Source organism: Streptomyces sp. NPDC007896, assembly GCF_042959425.1.
GTDB lineage: Bacteria > Actinomycetota > Actinomycetes > Streptomycetales > Streptomycetaceae > Streptomyces.
The window spans coordinates 22642-42001 of record NZ_JBIBKX010000033.1 but is presented as its reverse complement, the minus strand read 5'-3'; the positions used below and the strand labels follow the sequence as shown (position 1 = coordinate 42001).

Genomic DNA, 19360 nt, shown 5'->3' with positions numbered 1-19360 from the left:
CCCGTACGTTCGCCGCGGCCGGACATGACGCCCACGCCAATCTTCTGCGCCAGGCGAGAATCCATCACTTATTGTGAATGAAGCATGCACAATAAGTGACTCACCTTCCTTCCCGTGGACGCTCCTGGGAGGTGGCTTCCTGCTGCTGTCGTCACCGAGGCAGGCCAGGTCGGTCGCCTTGTCGTTCCTCCGCCGGGGCGGCCGCCTGCCGTCCCAGCCGTCCTACCAGCGCATGCCGAGAGCTTCGAGTTCCGCGTGGCGCTCGGGGGTGAGTTTTGAGGCCGTGCGGCGGGTGTTGTCGAGGAACCCACCCGGTTTGACCGGAACGCCGCCGACGTCTTCGACATGCTTGCGCGGCACGTTCAAGTGCCCCTCGCGGGCGTGGAACTGACGTGCCGCAGCGAGATGGCCGGCTGACGCTGGGAGGGGGGTAGTTGGTGTGCGGGGTGTGGGTTGAGCTGGTGTGTTGTTGGTCTGTTGAGAGGCGGGGGGAGCCGTTCGAGTGGGGATCTCAGGTGTGTGAGCTGGGGTTGTGTGTTCTTGGCGGGGAGGGGCTGGGCTTGGTGTAGGTAGCGGCAGGGCTTAATGGCCGGGTGCGTGTTTGCGCTGGTCAGAGTTGTTTGTGCTGGTTGGCGGGTGGGGTTGGCGGGTTCGTGTGGGGCGGTGGTGGGTTTCGGCGCGGTGGTCGAGGCGGATGGCCTCGAGTGAGTTTTGGTGATGCCGTTCGGTGCCGTTGCAGATGGCGGTGATGGCGGCTTGCCGGACGAGCGGGGTGGGAACCAGGGGCCAGGGGGGAGGCTGTCGTCGGGGACACCGGCGAGAAAGAGACGGTAGTGCTCGCCGTCCTGAGGGCGTATTACGGCTTGCGTGCCAGCCGCGCGTCCGGTGTTGAGGGCTTCGATGGCTTGCTGGCCGTTGTCGGCGGTGGCGCGGGTGTGGAAGAGATGGACGGGGCCGATGCCCATGGTGTGGCCGTCGATGGCGACTTCGAAGCCCGGAGGGCTGATGCGCAGGCACTGGGGCTGTGGGCCGAGGACGGCCCGGAGGGCGGAGGCGTCGTGGCCGTTGAGAGTGACCGTGAGCGTGCGGGCGGGCCGGTAAGCCACGCAGCGGCCCCTCAGTGAGTAGCCGTGCGATCCAGCAGATCGATGCGCTCGGCATCGGTGTAGGCCAGGGGTGCGGGGAAGGAGGTCTCGCAGTGGCGCTGCACGACGTCCAGGTCCGACAGGTAGAGCAGCAGTTTCTCGACCTCGGCGATGTTGTCGCCGCTGCCGGTGCCGGGCAGCGTCCCGGAGTCGGCGTTGGCGCCGTTGACGCTGATGCGGAAGGAGCCGCCCCGCAGGATGCGCTGGTACAGCCGCAGAATTTTCATCGCTCCGGCTCGAGCTGGTCATCACGGCGATGGACATCTCCACCTGCCGCGCGGGCTCCGACAGAAGATCCGTGAGAACACCCGCACGCGCTGGCATCAGCGGTCATTCTGGCCCTGATCCAGACCCCGTAGACCCCGCCGAAAGGCCTGAGCTCAGCAGTGAGTCCGGCCGGATGCAAGACGGCCGGGTTCGGGGGACTGCTGTACTCGACGGAGGGTCTGGTCACTGGTTGCACCCGGTGGTCAGGCCCTTCGCGACGTTCCGGGACAGCTGAGCCTCAGCTCGTCCCGGCCCGTCTCATGGAGTCCACGCATCGTACGATGCCCAGCCTCGCACCTCTCGACCATGGGCGCGTACGCGGGTCGCGAACCGGCAGACCTTCTGTGACCTGGCCTTCTCCAGAGGTGGGCTGGGCGTGTCGGGTGACCTGTTCGTCAGTCGGTCAGGACGGTCGCAGAACCGGCCGCCACCGGACAGCCGCTCCCCATTCCCGAGGAGCCGCGGGTTCCTCGCAATGAGCGACGGCTACGGGCAGCGGGACCGGATGCGCTCCGGCCTTGCCGTTCCCCGAGGGCGACGCCGAAACGGATAACGGCATGCGAGGTGTGATCGATGCCGCAACCGTACTCCCCTCCGGACCCGGAACCGACCCGCCAGGGCGTCGCCGGACCCTTCCCCGTCCGACCGGGAACCTTCCCGGCGCTCCGGACGTTGTAGCGAGTGGTTGTAGTTGAAGTTTGCGAACGTGGAAGCGCCCGTGGAGTTCTGACAGCGGGTGCTTCGCCGTTCTCGGGGGGTTTTCTTCGACGGCTGGCGACTGGCAGCCCGGGAGCGTGCGAGTGCGCGTTCTCCGCACTACTCGCCATCGCGAAGGAGACGTCACATGGCTCAAGGAACCGTGAAGTGGTTCAACCCGGACAAGGGTTTCGGTTTCATCGCACCTGATGAGGGCGGCGCCGACATCTTCGTCCACCACTCGGCGGTCGACACGGGGGGTTTCCGCTCCCTGGAGGAGAACCAGCGGGTGCAGTTCACCGCCCGCCAGGGCCCCAAGGGCATGCAGGCCGATCAGGTCCGCGCGCTCTGAGACATCCCATTCCGAGGCAGGCCCGCGCCGTGGGCCTGCCTCGTGCTGCTTCTGAACGGGTGCCGCTTGCGGTGCCCCGCCCTCGCATCGGAGGCAGCGCCCGTGTACGCTGAAAGGAACACTGTGACCACTGATATCAGCACCCGGGGCCCCGGTCCGGCGGACCACACCGAGATGACCAAACCGCCGCCCGGCGGCCGGGGCAGCGACTACGCCGCACTGTCCCGCGAGGTGAAGCAGAGCGGGTTGCTGAAGCGGCGGCCGGGCTACTACTCCGTCAAGGTCGGGGCGAACCTGTTCCTGCTGGCCGCAGGCTGGACCGCGTTCGCCCTGATCGGTCAGTCGTGGTGGCAACTCCTGACCGCCGCCTTCCTCGCGGTGATGTTCACCCAGACCGGGTTCATCGGGCACGACGCCGGGCACCACCAGATCGCCGCCTCCAAGCGCGTCAACAACCTGCTCGGTCGCGTGCACGCCGACTTGCTGATCGGCCTCAGCTACGGCTGGTGGATCAACAAGCACAACCGGCACCACTCCCACCCCAACCATGTCGACCGCGACCCCGACATCGCCGACGGCGCGATCGCCTTCACCCAGGACCACGCCCGGGTCCGCGGCGGAGCGTACGCATGGCTGGCCCGTCACCAGGCCTGGCTGTTCTTCCCGATGCTGCTCCTGGAAGGACTCGCCCTGCACGTCGCCGGAGTACGGGCGCTGCTGGACCGCACCGGTACCGCAACCTCGCGGGCGGCCAAACTGGCCGAGGCGGGACTGCTGACGGCGCATCTCGGCGGCTATCTCGCCGCCGTGTTCCTGGTCCTGTCTCCCGTCCAGGCCGTGTGCTTCCTCGTCGTGCACCAAGGGCTGTTCGGGCTGTACATGGGGTGCTCGTTCGCCCCCAACCACAAGGGCATGCCCGTCTTCGCCAAGGACGACAAGATCGACTTCCTGCGTCGGCAGGTACTGACCTCACGCAACATTCGTGGCCACCGGTTCACCGACTTCGCACTTGGCGGACTGAACTACCAGATCGAACACCACCTGTTCCCCTCCATGCCGCGGCCCAGCCTGCGCCATGCCCAGGAACTCGTGCGCACTTTCTGCGCCCGGCACGACATCGCCTACTACGAGACCGGACTCCTCAACTCCTACGCCCAAGTAGTGCGGCACCTCCATGCGGTCGGCGGCCCCCTGCGCCCCGAAATGGAGTACTGAGCACTTGCCTGCCGGTACCGGCCGACGCGCATACGCTGAGGACGTCTTGACGGAGTTCGGCGGATCCGAACCAAGACGATCCAAACCGTCAGATGTGGTTGGACTTCAGCCCGTCCGGCGACCGGCTGGCGGTCGGTGACGACGGGGGCTGGGTGTCCGTGTGGGACAAGGACGGCCGACAGCGCGTCGCGGAACTCGCGGGGACGTCACCAACGGGGCGGAAGGCGTCACCGCGCTGGCCTTCTCGCCCTCCGGCAGCTCGGCCGGCGCCCGCAGCACCGGGGCCCGGTGTCGGCTGCCGTGCCGGAGCGCGCGTCGCCCGCTCGTCAGCAGGGCGGCCATCAGCACCCACTCGACGGCGACGGCGGGCCAGCCGTGCTCGGCGTGCCATGTACGCATAGACCGGTACGCGAGCGCCCCGCTCGCCATGCCGAGGGACATCGCCACCACGCCCGCCGACTGGAGCACCACCCCCCATACCCGGGACTGCTTCAGCTCCGCGGCCGCGCGCGGGGGCCGGGCGGGCCGGCGGTGACCCCGGCGCCCCGCCTCCCGCCACCGGACCGGGCCCGCCCCGGGACTCCCGCTGTCCTTCCGCCACCCGCTCCCCCTCACCGCACTGATACTCCCTCAGCCAAGGCTGGCAGGATCACCCGCATGGTGGAACCGGGTGAATCCGTCACGGCCAGCTCATGGGCGGGCACCCCACGCCCGGCCGGACGCTGACCTTCCTGGGCGGCCTGTCCGCCGGTCTCGTGCTCGTCGCTGCGGGCCGTTTGGGGGCATCCTCGCTCCGGGACTGGACCCGGTTGCGCTCGGTCAGTGCGGCGCTCAAGAGCGAGGTGTACGTGGCCTTGGCTCGCGCCGACGTCTACCGGGAGGGCGACATCGACGGCACCCTCCTCGACCGGGCCGACCGCGTGACGGCCCAGGCTGGCGCCCTGCTGCACCGGACCGAGGGCCTGGTACCCCGGCTGCGCCCGCTGCCGCTGGTCCGCGATGTCGGCTCCTACGTCGCGATACGGCTCACGGGACAGATCCACGACTACTATCGGCCGCCGCGCCGCGCAGATGTCCCGCAGGTGCACGGCCGTGCGGCGCCGCGAAGTGTCCCTGGCCGTCGTCGTCTCCGGGCTGGGCGCTCTGGCCGGCGTCTACGGCACGGACAGCGCGGCCCTCTGGGTGGCGGCTGTCACCACGGTGACCGCCACGGTCACCGTGCCATGCGGCCGCGGCCCGCTATGCCTACCAGGAACTGGAGTTCTCCCGTACGGCCGCCGAACTCGAGAGCCTGCTGGCCCATCGGTCGGCGGGCGCGGGGGCGGACCGGGAACAGCCGGCGGACGGCGCCCGGAGCGACGATGCCTTCATCAGCCGCTGCGAGCTGGTGATCTGTCCGATGTACTCAGTGGTCGTAGGCGATGAGTGAGCGTTTGACCTTGGCGTCGGTGGTCCAGTTGTGCCAGCTGCCAGGGCGAGGAGGCGTTGGCCGGTGCGGGCGAAAACTCCGGCAGGGGTTGGGGCACCGACGGAAGGATCTGACCTGCAGCGTTCCGGCTGGGGTCTTTCTCAATTCCCGCGTTCAGGTTGATCTTTTCCCAGCGCTGTCCACAGGCTGAGTGTGAGAACGAAGGCGGTGTCGGCCGAGAGCGACTATGGCGGTAAAGCCGAGAACGCTCGATATACCGATGAGGAACGCTGTTTGGTGACCGTTGTGTTCGATGACGCCGCCGTTCGCGGCCTGGCCGACCGCGTTGCCGAGGGCGATGAAGGTGGTGATCCAACCGAAGGCCTGGGAGACCTGGTAAGGCGGCACCAGCGAGTCCAGAAGGGTGTTCTGGGTGGTGAGTTGGGGGCCAGGGTGAGGCCGGTGAGGACCACGGCCGCCGCGATGCCGTAGAGGCCGCTGCCGAATACAGGGCAGAGCAGCAGGCCGAAGGCGGCCATGACGCAGGGACGGTTCGCACGGGCGGGGACAGTGGTTGTGGGCGATTCCGTCCAGGACGGAACTCATTGAGCATGCGGCCAGCAGAAATCCGGCGGCCGTCCGATGCCTGCGAGCGGGGCCTTCTCTGGCTGTGCTGGTTGCTGAGGCGCGGTGTCGGCGTAGTCGGTGTCGGTGAGTTGGGTGCCGGTGCGCTGGTAGAGCCAGGTTTCGAGGATGTCGTTCCCGGCGGTGACCATGAGGGCGACGAGGAGGGTCCGGACGACCTGGCCTCGTGCCCGGCGGTGTTTGGGGTTGCCGATGTCGAGTGCGTCGCTCTTGAGGCGCCCGTGGATCCCCTCGTTGTGGGATCGGACGGGCTTGTAGACGGCGATCCAGTCGTCGGGCAGGGAGAGAATTGAGCCATTCGTCCTGCCGACACTGGCGGGAGCAGAGCCGTCCTCGTGCCCCGCTCCGTGGCAGTTGTCGTCGAGCAGATGATGATCCGCGATGGGGTGTGCCGTGCTGCCGAGCCGCACTTCACTTCGTCTGCCAGGTCACGGCATCTCAACTGACGGACGCGCAGGCCGGGTTGCTGGAAGCGGCGGGCTGCCGGACCTTCGACCTCTGCTGTCACCGCTGATTGCGAGTATTACTCCATGATTCCGAAACTGCCCTTGCACAGCCCTCGTTGGCGTGACCTCGACGGGGTGACGGCCGAGGAGGTGGAGGTACTTCTGGAGCAGATGGCCTCCACCGCTGTCTCCAGCACTGTCACCGAGACCGGCAATGGCTGGAGGCAGACCTGGACCTATCTGGCCGGAGGCCTGCTGGACGACGGGACCGTCTTTGACGGGGCCTATGCGGCCCTGCCGTATCTCGCCGAGGCGGCAGCGGCCCTGCCTCCGGGGCAGTCCGTGGATTTCTGGGTGGACCTGGGATGCATCGTGACCGCGGAGGACAGACCCCCCGTCCCGGCCGATCTCGAGGCGGGGTTCAACGCCGCACTTCGTCTGGCCGAGCAGGCGGCCGTACGGAGCCTCCTCGCCGCCGACGCTCCGGCCGAGGCCTGTGTCTCCCTCGCGCTGTCCTGCGTCGCCTTCGCCGGTCACCACATCGGCACAGCACTGTGGTCTCTTGAGCCCCAGGAAGGGCACCTCGGGCTGTTGTGTCCCGGGTGCGGGAGCGATACCGAGATCCCCGAGTTCTTCGTGGACCCGGTGCGTCCGTCTCTCGCGGCTCCGGGGCTGCCTGATCCTGACCGTGTCCGTCCGGGGGAACACCGGTGGGGCGAGGTCGCCACGGCCTTGCGCGAGGAGACGCTGGGGGAGGGGTGGGAGCCCTTCCTGCGGGTGGCACGCGAAGTCGCGGTGGCCGGAGTACCCCCCGAAACGCCGGGGTCGGCCGTCTTGTGCCTAGTCGCCGGCATGGTCGCGGCCAAGGGCACCCCGCAGCGGGCCGGGAGGGAATGGGCCCGCAAACTGATGCTGCTCACCGGATACTTCCGCTGCTGGGACTGCGAGCGGACCTGGACGATCGCTGACGGCCTGGCGGAGAACCCGGACGGCGCGCACCCCCAGAACCACCTGAGGGGGGAGTCGACGGCTGCCGAAGGACCGACTTCCACGGTGACGCCGGCGGCGGCCGGCCCAACAGGTGTAGCGGCCAACCGGCTTCGGCAGGACGGGAGCGCCCTGCTCACGTCCGACGGCACACCGTGGGGCCACCTGGCAGCGTTTTCCGATCCCGCGCCCCTTTCCAGCGGGGGCGTCAACTCACTGACGGTCGTGTCCCGCCCCGGTCAGCCAACGCTCGTCGCCGGTGTGGGGGACCAGGGCGCGGTCTGCCTGTGGAATCCGGCCGACGGCCGACTCACCCATGACCCGCTGCCAGGACATCCCGACCGTATCCGCTCGATGACGGCCCTGCCCCTGCCCGACGGCCACGTCCTTCTGGCGACCGGAGGCGAAACAGGGACGATCACCCTGTGGGATCCGGCCACCGGCCGGCCAGTCCGCGAACCGGCCGGCAATCGGCTGGGCGAGGTGATCGGGATGTGCGCCGCGACCGTCCCCGACGGTCGGACCCTGCTCGTCACCGCGGCCCCCCGAGGCGCGGTCCGGTTGTGGGATCCAGCCACTGGCGAGTCTGTCGGGAGCCTCAACCCCTACGGCAGTCCGATCCGGTCGATCGCCGCCGTCCCGATCTCCGCCGGCCATACGCTGATCGCGGCCGCGGACACCGGGGGCCGCGTGCACGTGTGGGATCCGGCCGTCGACGACCCCTGGGAACGAGGCGCGGCCGTGCAGCTGAGCAAACGCGCCCTCCACGATGCCGGCCACCGGGTGGCAGCGGTGGCGGCTGTGCCCACGCGGGACCGTAACGTGCTGGCCACCGGAGACGACCGCGGTGTGGTCATGCTGTGGGACCTCGCGACCGGTGACCCGGTCAGCGACGGCCTGCCATCCTCGACGGGCACCGCCGGTCTTCCGGTCATGGCCGCCACCACGCTGCACGGCGGGCGCTCTGTCCTGGTCACCGGCAACAAACTGGGGCGCCGCCTAAGGGTATGGGAACCGGAGACCGGAACAGTGCGGCACATCGCCCTGGAGGTGGCGCTCACCTCTCTGGCCGCCGCGGGTTTGGACCTGATCGTCGGACACGACCGCGGAGTGCTCGGACTCCCGCTCACCAGGCGGTGAACGCGGTCGGCCGCAACCCGTCTCACCCGGTCACGCGACACCTCGGGATGGGCGCCGAGATCCTACGTGACGTGCGCGACGGGTCGGCCCGGGGCCCGAACGCCTGGGATGGCACGCGTAGTTCGTCCCGCAGCGCTGCGGGACGAGCATCTGCTGTGCTTGCTCGCCCGTTGAACAGCCGCAGCCGGGACAGGAGTGCTGCGAGGCCAGGCACAGCCAACAGGCCGTGGGACTACGGGGATTCATGGTTGCACTCCTCAAACGCGACATGTCAGGTTCGTTGCCTTGGCGGCTTCCGCGGTGCGGTCGCCCGCAGGGCATCAGGCGAACGCTGTTGTGCGGGGAGGGGGGAAGCGATGGCTGGTGTCGACGTCGACGACAGGACGCTGTGGAGGGTGCCCGGCGGGGGCATGCTCTACGAGACGCCGGCGATGGCCGACGGCGCCGTCTATGTCCTTGATGACCTCTTCGGTCTGGTGGCGGTCGACACGGACACCGGACAGCGACGCTGGACACTGCGCGACGACTCCGCGATCGACTCATCTCCGGTGGCCGACAACGGCGTTGTGTACTTCGTCGACACGGTCGGCTGTCTGACGGCGGTGGACGCCGGGACCGGCGACGTGCGGTGGAAGTGGAGATCGCGCCGGTCGAAGATGTCGATGCCGGCGGTGGCGGACCACATCGTGTACGCCGCTTCACACGACGGCAGGATGTGGGCGGTGGACGGTCTCACCGGCCGACCGGTGTGGAACGTCACGGTGGCGGACTATCGCACATCTCACAATCCACCGCCGACAGTGGCCCATGGTGTCCTGTACGCGGCCGTGGGCGGGCATCTGCTGGCCCTGGACACGGCCACCGGAAGCAGGCGATGGGACGTCTTTCCCCACGGGGGCGTGCGACAGACGCCGACGGTGGCCGGCGGCAGCGTGTATGTGGGCTATGACGAAGGCCTGGTCGCGATGGACGCGGCGACGGGTGAGGAACGCTGGCGGCTGTCGACCGGAGGGGCGGTGTGGGCGAGCCCCGCGGTGGCCGAGGGCATCGCGGTCGCGGGTGTCCGCGGCTGGTACCTGATCGCGGTGGACGCCGGAACCGGTCGGGAAACATGGAGGTTGAAGACCCGCGGCGAGATCCTCGCGACGCCCGCGGTCGCCGACGGCACGGTGTACGCGGGCAGCCACGACGGGCGCCTGTGGGCGGTGGACGCTGCCACCGGCGAGGCGCGGTGGAAGGGCAAGACCACCGGGCCGGTGCACTCCACGCCTCTGGTGAGCGGCGGCACGGTGTACGTCGACAGCCTCGACAAGCACCTCTACGCCGTGCGGGCTCATCGACCGGGTGAAGCACCCGCCGAGGACCACCCCTCCGCCTCTGCCCATCCGATACGGACGAGCACCCATCGAGGATCCGCTCCGGCAGCCCCTGCTCCGATCGGCGGCACCGTGCGCTGGCGGGTGCAGGCCCCGGGTGCGGGGTATTTCACGGCGGCTGTTGCCGACGGCGTCGTGTACCAAACCACCGATCCTGGCGGCCTGTTGGCACTGGACGCCGCCACAGGCCAGGAGCGGTGGAGACTGAGGTCCGCCCTCCCGTTCCACTCGTCACCGGTGGTCGTCGACGGCACCCTGTACATCCGCAACGGGAAGCACCTGTGGGCCGTGGACACGGTCACCGGCCGCATGCGGTGGAAGCGTGCGACCGACTACGTGCAGGATGCGCGACCGGCGGCGGCCGACGGCACGGTGTACATGGCCGGCCGTGACGGAGTCCTCTGGGCCGTGGACGTGGCCACGGGCCGCAGGCGGTGGAAGCAGCGGCTCAGGCCGCGCCGTCCACGCTCCTACGAGCAGTTCACCGACCCCGCGGTGGCCGACGGCCGGGTCTACGTCTCCTTCCCCCGCGACTCCCTGTACGCGGTGGACGCCGCCACCGGAAGCAGGCTCTGGGAGGTGAGAACCGATGCCTCACCGCACGCCTCACCAGTGGTGGCCGACGGCACCGTCTACGTCGGCGGTGACCGTTGCCTGATCGCGCTGGACGCCGCCAGCGGCGAGAAGCGCTGGGAGCGGCCGTTCGGCCGGCCGACGTGGTCCACACCCGCGATCGTCGACGGGACCGTGTACATGGGCAGCAACGGCTGGTACCTGTGGGCCGTGGATGCCGCCACGGGGGAGGAACGCTGGAAGCAGGAGACCGGAGCCGCTCGTCAATCGTCGCCGGCGGTGGCTGACGGGACCGTGTACATCGGCAGCGAGGACATGTCCCTCTGGGCGGTGGACGCGGCCACGGGCCAAGAACGCTGGCGTCTGGAAACCCGCGGGGAGGTGTATGCGTCGCCCGTGGTGGCTGACGGGACCGTGTACGTCGGCAGTTTGGACGACTTCCTCTACGCGATGCACACCTGACCCTCCTGCACCAGGACCTCGGACGGCCGCGCCTGCTCACCGTGGACGGCCCGCTCGCCGGGTTGCGGATCTGCGCCGACCGGCATGACGGCCAGGTCCTGCTCGACCGGGACCGGCGGCACGGTTGGTACGGCGACCAGCACCGGCACCACGAGGTCGGCCGCCGCCAAGCCCGCCATGGCGGGCGTGCTGGTGATGCGGCGATTCGAGTGCACCCGGTGCCACCCGTCGTCAGGCCAGCCCCGGCCGACCCCGCCGGGGGCCGAAGACCGTTCTTGCAGTCTTCGGCCCCCGGGTCACTCCCGGGCCACAGCCGGGCGAGGGCATCCGGGCTGCACAGGCCGGTACCCTCCATCGGCACGCACCCGGAAGAAGCTCGCCAACAACCGCCGCAACCTCGCCGCGGGGGGCTCACCGAGTCCGGATGGCGCCGGCGATGGGGGGCGGCTGGCTGGTTCCTGAGTGCGGACGGTGGGTCGGGCAAGCGGTTCGGGAACGAGCTCAAAGGGGAGCCGTTGGGCGTCGAGTCCGTCGAGTCCGTCGCCGAGCCCCACCAGCGCGCTCCTTGGCGCGGATCAGAAGGCTGTGTGGGCGAACCAGCGGTCGAGTGCCGTGACCTCTCCTGAGATGTCGAAGGCGGTCTCCTGGTACGACCGCCGCCCGTAGAGCAGCAGGAGGAGGTCGGCCGACTGCCCCCGTACTGCCGCCTGCGCCTTGGATGGCGCGGCGCCGGCTCCGGCCCGCGTCAGCAGTCGGAAACCGTCCGGATCCAGCCGCACCCGCCACTCCTCGCCGGTTTCGCCGGCGGAGTCCGCGCACTGGAAGGCGATGGTCTCGCCGTTGCCGTGCAGCTTCGCCACAGCTGGAGCGAAGAGGCCCGCGTAGGGCAAGTTGACGAGGAACTCGTCAACCCCGTCCGCCGCCAGCGCGGGGTCGATGTCCGACTCCCGGCCGACGGCACGCTCCGCGTCCACCCGGTGCACCAGCGTCTCGAACAGCATCCGGCGGGCCCAGAACCGCGCGTGTTGGTCCTCACCCCACGCCCACATCACCGCCTGGGGATCCGTGGCCCGCAGCACGGCGGCCACTTGGGGTACGCCCGCTGCCACCCAGTCGCCATATTCCTGCGCGCGTTCCGGCAGCCCCAGCTCCACGTCGCGACTGTGTGGAGGCTCCTGCACCAGCCGGGTCAGCAGCGTGCAGAACCAGCGCTGCAGCGCTCCCACGTGCCGGGTGAGCTCGGCCAGCGTCCAGTTGGGGCAGGAGGGCACGGCGGTCGCGGGGTCCGCACCTTTGACCACCTCGGCAAACCGCAGGGTCTCCCGCTCTACCGCCTGCCGGTAGGTGTCGTAGGGCAGAGGGTGCCCCGTCTGGCTCGTCGTCTCCATCTACTGCCGTCTTTCTGTCCGCAGCACGGATCTTGTCGTGATCAGTGTGGAGGCTGGAGTCCACTCGAAGGCAAATCCGAGGGGGTCGCGTCCCACAGAGGACACTGACACGAAAAATTGAGTCAGTGTGCTGGTCGGGGCGCTGGGATGGGCGCTTTCGCGTTGGCTGACCGGGTGGGAGGATCTTCTGGTTGATCATGGTGGAGGGGGATCGTCCGTGGAGAGCGCGTCGCCGACGTACAGGGGGCACCGTTGCCAGACGGAGGTGAGCGCTGCGACGGGGTCGGTGTCGGCTGGTGCCGCGGGCCACCATTCGCCGTCGTCGTCCTGGAGGTAGGGGTACCAGCGGGCGTCGGGGCCCAGACGCAGCTGGATGCCCCGGCCGGGGAGGGTGAGGCGGTTGCGCCAGGCCCTGAGGGGGACAGGGGTGGTGGCCATCTCGGCGAGGGTCATGGTCAGGGCGGTGCGGGCGGCTGCCATCTCCGCTGGGTCGGGGGTGTGGGGCTGTTCGGCGACGGTGAGGCCGGTGGGACCGCCGTGGCGCCAGGCGCGGACGAGGCGGGCGAACGTGGTCGGTCTGGTGCCGGTGTTCTGGATCAGGTTATGGAACCACTCGGGTCCGGGGCTGCTCGCGGCGATCCGTACGGCGTCCTGGTGCTGGGTCAGGTGCAGGCAAGTGGTGTCGCCGGACAACAGTTGCGTTGTGCGTGCCGCTGCGTCGGCCATGAGCCGTTCCAGGTCCGTGAGGGACAGGCCGCTGTCGGACGGTGGGGGGACCGGCAGCGCGGCGGCGTGGGGGGATGGTGCGGGGAGGTCGGGCAGCGTGGGGGTGTGTTCGGCCCAGGCGGCGTAGGCGCTGGCGGCGGGGATCCCGGCCGGAGCCGGCGGGGTGTCCGTCGCCGGGCTCGCGGTGCGGCGTGCGCGCAGTTGGGCGAGGACCTCCTCGCGGCTGCGACCGCGCAGCGCGAAGAGCACGAACGGGTCGGTGTCGATGGTCGCGGCGATGGCGTAGCAGAGCGCGGCGGCGTGCTTGCAGGGGTATCCCCAGTCGGGGCAGGAGCAGTCCGGGTCGAGTTCGGAGGGCTGCGGCAGCAGGGGGACGCCTGCCTGGCGGGCGGCGTCGACGAGTTGGGCGGGCATCTCGCCGTCGAGGAGCGCGGCGAGATGCCCGGCACGGGCCGCGACGGCATCCAGCAGTGTGTCCCACTGCGCGTCGGCGAGGACGGGCAGGTGGACCGAGGATCGGTAGGGGCGCGGCCGGCTGCCCTGGACAGAGGCCTTGATATGGCCGGGGGCGACGGTGGTCGGGCCGACCATGCCCTTGCGGGCGTAGGTGCGTCCGCGGGACAGACGCCCGGCGTCGAGGGTGGAGTCCTCCAGGGCGGTTACCCACGCCTGGCCCCACCAGGTTGCGGCGAAGGCGTGCCTGCCTCGGGCGGGCGCACGGCGCTGGCCGGGCAGCGAGGGGCTCATGACTGCCTCCCCAGGGCGACGAGTTCGGCGAGGTCGGCATCGGACAGTTCGGTCAGGGCGGCCTCGCCGGAGCCGACGACGGCGTCGGCGAGCGCGCGCTTGGATTCCAGCAGCTTGGCCACCTTGTCCTCCACGGTGCCCTCTGCGAGGAGCTTGTGGACCTGGACGGGTTTGTCCTGGCCGATGCGGTAGGCGCGGTCGGTGGCCTGGTCCTCGACGGCAGGATTCCACCAGCGGTCGTAGTGCACGACGTGGGTGGCGCGGGTGAGGTTGAGGCCGGTGCCTGCCGCTTTCAGTGACAGCAGGAATACCGGTACTTCACCGTGCTGGAAGCGGTCCACCATGTCCTCGCGTTGCGCGACGGGGGTGCCGCCGTGCAGGAGGAGGGTGGGGATGCCGCGTTCGGCGAGGTGTTTCTCCAGGAGGGCCGCCATCTTCGTGTACTGAGTGAAGACCAGGACCGACTCGCCCTCGGCGGTGATCGTGTCGATCAGCTCGTCGAGCAGGTCCAGTTTGCCGCTGCGGCCACGCAGCGGCGTGGACTGGCGCAGGTACTGGGCCGGGTGGTTGCAGATCTGCTTCAGAGCGGTGAGCAGCTTCAGCACCAGGCCGCGCCGGGCGATGCCCTCGGACTCCTCGATCTTCGCCATGGTCTCGCGGACCACCGCCTCGTACAGGCTGGTCTGCTCGGCCGTCAGCGACACGACGCGGTCGGTCTCGGTCTTGGCCGGCAGTTCGGGCGCGATCCCAGGGTCGGACTTCCTGCGGCGCAGCAGGAAGGGACGGACGAGACGGGACAGACGCTCGGCGGCCTCGGGGTCCTCGCCCGTCTCGACCGGGCGGGCGTGCCGGTCGCGGAAGGTGGAGAGCGGGCCGAGGAGTCCGGGGGTGGTCCAGTCGAGCAGCGCCCACAGTTCGGAGAGGTTGTTCTCCACCGGGGTGCCGGTGAGGGCGACGCGGGCGAGGGCGGGCAGGGCGCGCAGCTCGCGGGCGGTGACGGCGTAGGGGTTCTTGACGTGCTGGGCCTCGTCGGCGGCGAGAAGCGACCAAGCCGTCTCGGCGAGGGCTTCGCGGTCGCGGCGCAGCACCCCGTAGGTGACCAGAACGATTTCATCGCCGGCCAGGTCGTCGAGGTGGCGGCTGCCGCCGTGGTAGCGGCGCACGGGCGTGGACGGCGCGAACCTGGCCGCCTCGCGCTGCCAGTTGCCGAGCAGGGAGGCGGGGCACACGACAAGGGTGGGGCCCGCGGTGGCGGGGTCGGTCTGGCGGTGCAGATGCAGGGCAAGGAGGGTGATCGTCTTGCCCAGGCCCATGTCGTCGGCGAGGCAGCCGCCGAGGCCGAGCTCGCACATCTCGGCCAGCCAGCCAAGGCCCCGCTTCTGATAGTCGCGCAACGTGGCCTTGAGCGCGGCCGGCTGCTCGGCGGGGGTAGGGGATTCGGGATCGCGGATACGAGCGACGAGGTCGCCGAACTGGCCGACCGCCGCGCAGGGGATCGGCTCGCCCTCCCTTTCCACCTCGCCGGTCAGCGCGGCGCTCAGCGCCTCCATGGGGGTGAGCGGTTGCATCCGGCGGCGCCTGGCGCGGGCCACCAGCTTCGGGTCGGCGACCACCCACTGGTCACGCAGCCGGACGAGGGGGCGGCGGGCCTCGGCGAGGGCGTCCATCTCGGCGTCGGTGAGCGGCTCACCGCCGAGCGAGATCTGCCAACGGAAGTCGAGGAGGGCGTCGGCGTCGAGAAGACCGCCGGCGCTGGAGCCGGGGGCGGTGCGCTGCCCGATCTCCCCGGTCGCGGTGAGTGCCTTGACCAGCTCGCGCGGCCAGTGCACGTCGATACCGGTCACGCGCAGCGCGTCGGTAGCGTCGCCCAGCAGGTCGAAGGCCTCGTCGTCGGTCAGCCGGAGTTCCTCGGGGGCGGCGTCTTTCAGCAGCCGCTGCAGCGGGGGCCAGACACGGGCACCGCGGCGCAGCGCGAGCAGCGTCTCGGTCTCGGCACGCGGACCGAGCAGCCGCTCGACCTCGGCCGGCTCGCTCCACAGCCGTGCCGCCTGGACGAGGAGCGCCGGATCCGCCGCGGTGTGCAACTGCAGGACGGCCCTGAACTGCCGGCGCCGCCCCTCGGGCAGGTCGACGCGCAGCGAGACACCGACCTCGGCGGTGAGCGCAGCGGTGGTCTCTTCGGACCACTCGCGCAGGGCGGGCACGGCACGCACCTCACGCCAGGCGTACGGCAGTGCTCCCATGGCGAGTGGCGCGGCCGGGGTACGGACCAGGTCGTCGGCGACCGCGTCGCAGAACTGGCGTACCAGGGCCGCCGGTTCGGCGATCCGCAGCGGTGGCGGACCCGGTTCCGGCAGACAGTGGGCGTGCGGCGGGAACGCGGCGGCCAGGGAGTCCAGCGTCTGCCGCTGGGCGGCGGTGAAGGGGCCCGCCTGCCAGGTGTCGTAACCGGCGGGGGTGAGGGCCGGGTGGAGGCGGCCGTCGGCGAGCAGCCGCAGCGCGAACCGGGCGGCGGCCTGCCAGGCGGTGGCGGACGGATGCGACGGCCGCGCCCCCTCCAGGGCAGACACGGCGACAGTGACGGGCAGCGCGTAGCCCTCCACCCTGCGCCGTCTGACCGAGCGGCCGTGCGGCAGCACCAGTTCCACCGAGTCGGTCTCCACACTCGGACGTACGCCATCGTCCTCGGCGACCGCCCCGGCAGGCTGCCAGAGCAGCACACGCCCGAGACGGGCCGGCTCTCCGGGCAGGAACACCGCCGCCCAGCCCCCGTCGAGCAGCCCCCGTGCCCAAGTGGCAGCCCCGGGGGCGGCCGGCGGCGGTGCGCTCATCGTGCCCGTGCCCGGTTCTCGTACGACGATCCGTGCCACGCTCTTCCGCTCCATCGCCATCCGGGGCGGTCCTCACCGCACACGCCCACCACCGGACTCCACCACGCACTGTCACCCACCGGCAAGTTCGGGCCATACCGTCACGGGTGGGGAGGAGGGTTTACCAGCCGCGGGCCCGCGGACGTCGGGCGGATGGGGACACGTTCGCCAAGTGGGCCGCCGCCGTCTCCGACACCCTGGCGCTCGGCCTGACCAACGAGGGCGTCGCTATGGGCCTGCCGATCGTTGTCCTTCCCCACTGCAACGACGCCCGCGCCGCATTCGGCCGTCGCCGGGCACTTCGACGTCCTGCGTGAGGGGGCGTCACCGTGTTGCTCGGAGAGGGCGGCTTCGCGCCCTGGCCCTGCTGGTAGGCGAGAGCCCGATTCGGCCGACGGCGGCGGCGAAGTCCGCCACCGCGTCGAAGACGCCGCCGTACCGGGTCAGGTCGTTGACGGACTGCCGTACGGCCTCGCGGGCTGCGGTCCAGCCGCCGTCGCCGCCGTACGGGGTGATCGTGCCGCCGACGACGAGGATGCCGCGGGCGTGGGCGCGCGCCGCGATCTCGCGTGCCGCGAAGGCGGCGGGATCGGTCTGGTTGGGGCTGCCCTTGACGGCAGTGGCCGTACGGCGTTCAGCACCACCCCGCCAGGTCGGCAGGCAATCCGCAGCCTCGAGCTGAAGCGCGATGCGCCGGGTCCGCACGGATACTGGAAGAGAGGCTGTGCGGGGCAGATGGGACGTGTGGTGATGCGGGCACCCGTGGATGATGTGGCCGGCGGTGCCGCCTGGGATGCGGGTGGCTGGCTGGGGGAGCTACGGGTCGCGGTCGTGGCCACGACCGCCGATGGGACGATCGTGCGCTGGGACCACGGGGCGCAGGCTCTGCTCGGGTATCCGTCGAGGGAGGTCGTGGGTCGGCCCATCGCCGACCTGCTGCACCCCGGTGCCGACCGCAGCCTCGGCCGGTCCTTGTGGGACAGCGCGACCGCCGACCGCGGGGTCATGGCCGCGGTGACCGCCTGGCACCGCGACGGACATCCACTTGAGCTGGAGATCTGGGCGGCACCCGTCCCGGCCCGCCACCGCGGCGGCACCACCGTGCTGGTGTTCGCCGCCGACGCCCGCACCGCCCGTGGCATCCGCGGTTCCTCCGCGGTATGGGACGGGTTGTTCGTCCGCTCTCCCGTCGGCATAGCCGTCTTCGACACCCAGCTGCGGTTCCTGCGCGTGAACCAGGCTCTCCAGGCCATGAACGGCCTGCCGGAGAATGCCCATATCGGACGCAGCGTAGCGGAGCTGCTGCACACGGTGAACGCGGCAGCGATGGAAACCGCGATGCGGCAGGTCATGGCCACCGGGAAGCCCGTCCTTGATTTTCGCCGCAGGGGCCGCACCCACGCCGATCCCGAACACGAGCGCGTGTGGTCGTGCTCCTATGTCAGGCTGGAGGACCCCGACGGCCGACCGATCGGGCTGACCGCCTCCCTGATCGACATCACCGCCCAACAACAGGACCAGCTCGAAGCGGAAGCAGGAAGACGCCGCCTGGCCCTGGTGAATGAGGCGAGCGTCAAGATCGGGACCAGTCTGGACCTGGAACGCACCGCGCAGGAGCTCGCGGAAGTCGCCGTGCGCGACCTGGCGGACGCTGTCACCGTCGACGTCCTGGAAGCCCTCACCACCGGTGGAGACCTCGGCCCGGGCCTGGTCGGCGGCACCGCTCTGCGCCGCCTCGGAAAAGCTCCCCCGGCCGGCTCACGTATCGCGGACATCCTCGCCCCGCTCGGACGAACCCTGACCTTCCCTGCCGGAGCGCCCTACACACAGGTCCTCGCCGACCGCGAGACCTTCATGATCGCCCACCTGGACAAGAAGGCCATCGCCCCAGCGGCTCGCCATACACCGGCGCCCGCACAACTTCTCGAGCACGGGGTGCACTCGTTCATGATGGTGCCGCTGATCGCCCGCGGCGTCGTGCTCGGCCTCGGCACCCTGTACCGGAGCCGACCCGTCGGCCCGTTCACGGACGACGACGTGAGCCTCGCCGGCGAACTCGCGGCCCGCGCCGCCATCTGTGTGGACAACGCCCGTCTCTACCGCCGTGAACACGACACCGCCCTCGTGCTCCAAAGAAGCCTGCTTCCCCAGCACATTCCCCAGATCCTGGGGATGGAGATCGCCCACCGCTACCTGCCCGCCAGCGACGTCAACGAAGTCGGCGGCGACTGGTATGACGTCATCCGACTCGCCGGCGGAAAGGCCGCGCTCACCATCGGCGACGTCATGGGACACGGCACCGCGGCCGCAGCCGTCATGGGACGGCTCTCCGTCAGCGTCCGCGCACTGGCGCGGCTCGACCTCGCACCCGAGAACCTGCTGCACCAGCTGGAAGCCGCACTGGAAGACCTCACCGAGCCGATGCTGGTCACCTTCCTCTACACCGTCATCGATCCCGCGAACGGCCGGTGCCAAATCACCCGCGCCGGGCACCCCCCGCCCGCCGCCGTCTCACCCGACGGCACCGCCCGCCTCCTCGACGTGCCACCCGGTGTCCCCCTCGGCGTCGGCGGCACCCCCTTCACCACCACCGATGTCACCCTCCAGCCCGGCAGCACCCTCGTCCTGTACACCGACGGGCTCGTCGAGGCCCGCGGCAGCGACATCGACGAACGCCTCGCCGAACTCACCCACCTCCTCGAACAACCCGCCCCGACCCTGGACGAGCTGTGCGACCGCCTGCTCATCCACCTGACGCCCGCCTCCGTCGACGACGACATCGCACTCCTCGCCGCCCGCCTCAACCCCAGCACCGGTTGAACTCCGGCCGCGCGCACAGGCCACCGCTCCTTGTGCAGAATCTCGTGGCACATGACCGCGACGCCCTGTGCGCGGCCGGGACCGGGAGGAGGCGACA

General features: G+C 70.4%; 14 protein-coding genes and 1 pseudogene. 6 read left to right on the top strand and 9 right to left on the bottom strand.

The genetic code is table 11. The annotated features are described in order from the left end of the window. Window positions 1-222 precede the first annotated feature (222 nt). Window positions 223-510 (bottom strand): Helicase associated domain protein, encoded by a 288-nt coding sequence (locus ACFZDJ_RS52740; protein WP_391070291.1) that lies wholly within the window; start codon window positions 508-510, stop codon window positions 223-225. 323 nt (window positions 511-833) lie between these two features. On the opposite strand from ACFZDJ_RS52740, the gene ACFZDJ_RS52735 reads away from it, so the two are divergent. Beyond that, on the top strand, window positions 834-1124 hold the full coding sequence (locus tag ACFZDJ_RS52735) for a hypothetical protein (RefSeq protein WP_391070259.1): 291 nt from the start codon (window positions 834-836) through the stop codon (window positions 1122-1124). Here ACFZDJ_RS52735 and ACFZDJ_RS52730 read toward each other — a convergent pair. Further along, on the bottom strand, window positions 1118-1372 hold the full coding sequence (locus tag ACFZDJ_RS52730) for a hypothetical protein (RefSeq protein ID WP_391070257.1): 255 nt from the start codon (window positions 1370-1372) through the stop codon (window positions 1118-1120). The two genes, ACFZDJ_RS52735 and ACFZDJ_RS52730, sit on opposite strands and share 7 nt — an antisense overlap. 884 nt (window positions 1373-2256) lie before the next feature. On the opposite strand from ACFZDJ_RS52730, the gene ACFZDJ_RS52725 reads away from it, so the two are divergent. Together ACFZDJ_RS52725 and ACFZDJ_RS52720 are read left to right on the top strand one after the other, a co-directional pair. Then, the gene (locus tag ACFZDJ_RS52725) at window positions 2257-2460 is read left to right on the top strand and encodes a cold shock domain-containing protein (RefSeq protein ID WP_391070255.1); all 204 of its coding nucleotides are present in this window, start codon (window positions 2257-2259) and stop codon (window positions 2458-2460) included. Between the two features lie 174 nt (window positions 2461-2634). Then, entirely contained in the window at window positions 2635-3675 is a 1041-nt protein-coding gene (locus ACFZDJ_RS52720; protein ID WP_391070289.1) for a fatty acid desaturase, read from the top strand. Window positions 3676-5080: 1405 nt separating this feature from the next. On the opposite strand, the pseudogene ACFZDJ_RS52715 reads toward ACFZDJ_RS52720, so the two are convergent. Together ACFZDJ_RS52715 and ACFZDJ_RS52710 are read right to left on the bottom strand one after the other, a co-directional pair. Continuing rightward, window positions 5081-5202: pseudogene (locus ACFZDJ_RS52715) on the bottom strand (IS982 family transposase); the annotation flags it as partial. A gap of 483 nt (window positions 5203-5685) precedes the next feature. Continuing rightward, window positions 5686-6138, bottom strand: coding sequence for a hypothetical protein (locus ACFZDJ_RS52710; protein ID WP_391070253.1), 453 nt, complete (start codon window positions 6136-6138; stop codon window positions 5686-5688). Window positions 6139-6258: 120 nt separating this feature from the next. Here ACFZDJ_RS52710 and ACFZDJ_RS52705 point away from each other — a divergent pair, with 120 nt between their 5' ends. Further along, a complete protein-coding gene (locus ACFZDJ_RS52705; RefSeq protein WP_391070251.1) occupies window positions 6259-8301 on the top strand; it encodes a PQQ-binding-like beta-propeller repeat protein in 2043 nt (680 codons plus the stop codon). Window positions 8302-8657: 356 nt separating this feature from the next. Next, on the top strand, window positions 8658-10712 hold the full coding sequence (locus tag ACFZDJ_RS52700) for a PQQ-binding-like beta-propeller repeat protein (protein WP_391070249.1): 2055 nt from the start codon (window positions 8658-8660) through the stop codon (window positions 10710-10712). Here the strand turns inward: ACFZDJ_RS52700 and ACFZDJ_RS52695 are convergent. From ACFZDJ_RS52695 to ACFZDJ_RS52675, 5 genes are all read right to left on the bottom strand, one after another. After that, window positions 10694-10927 carry a hypothetical protein gene (locus ACFZDJ_RS52695; RefSeq protein WP_391070247.1) on the bottom strand — a complete coding sequence of 78 codons (234 nt, stop codon included), beginning with the start codon at window positions 10925-10927 and terminating at the stop codon, window positions 10694-10696. The two genes, ACFZDJ_RS52700 and ACFZDJ_RS52695, sit on opposite strands and share 19 nt — an antisense overlap. A 360-nt stretch (window positions 10928-11287) precedes the next feature. Then, window positions 11288-12100, bottom strand: coding sequence for a maleylpyruvate isomerase family mycothiol-dependent enzyme (locus ACFZDJ_RS52690; protein ID WP_391070245.1), 813 nt, complete (start codon window positions 12098-12100; stop codon window positions 11288-11290). A gap of 195 nt (window positions 12101-12295) precedes the next feature. Then, complete coding sequence (locus ACFZDJ_RS52685; protein ID WP_391070244.1) at window positions 12296-13573, bottom strand: SWIM zinc finger family protein; 1278 nt, start codon at window positions 13571-13573, stop codon at window positions 12296-12298. Beyond that, on the bottom strand, window positions 13570-16404 hold the full coding sequence (locus ACFZDJ_RS52680) for an SNF2-related protein (RefSeq protein ID WP_391070287.1): 2835 nt from the start codon (window positions 16402-16404) through the stop codon (window positions 13570-13572). Before ACFZDJ_RS52680 ends, ACFZDJ_RS52685 begins: the two co-directional genes overlap by 4 nt. A gap of 363 nt (window positions 16405-16767) precedes the next feature. Then, window positions 16768-17148, bottom strand: a complete 381-nt coding sequence (locus ACFZDJ_RS52675; protein ID WP_391070242.1) for a hypothetical protein — start codon at window positions 17146-17148, stop codon at window positions 16768-16770. A gap of 57 nt (window positions 17149-17205) precedes the next feature. On the opposite strand from ACFZDJ_RS52675, the gene ACFZDJ_RS52670 reads away from it, so the two are divergent. Beyond that, window positions 17206-19263, top strand: coding sequence for a SpoIIE family protein phosphatase (locus tag ACFZDJ_RS52670; RefSeq protein WP_391070240.1), 2058 nt, complete (start codon window positions 17206-17208; stop codon window positions 19261-19263). Window positions 19264-19360 lie beyond the last annotated feature (97 nt).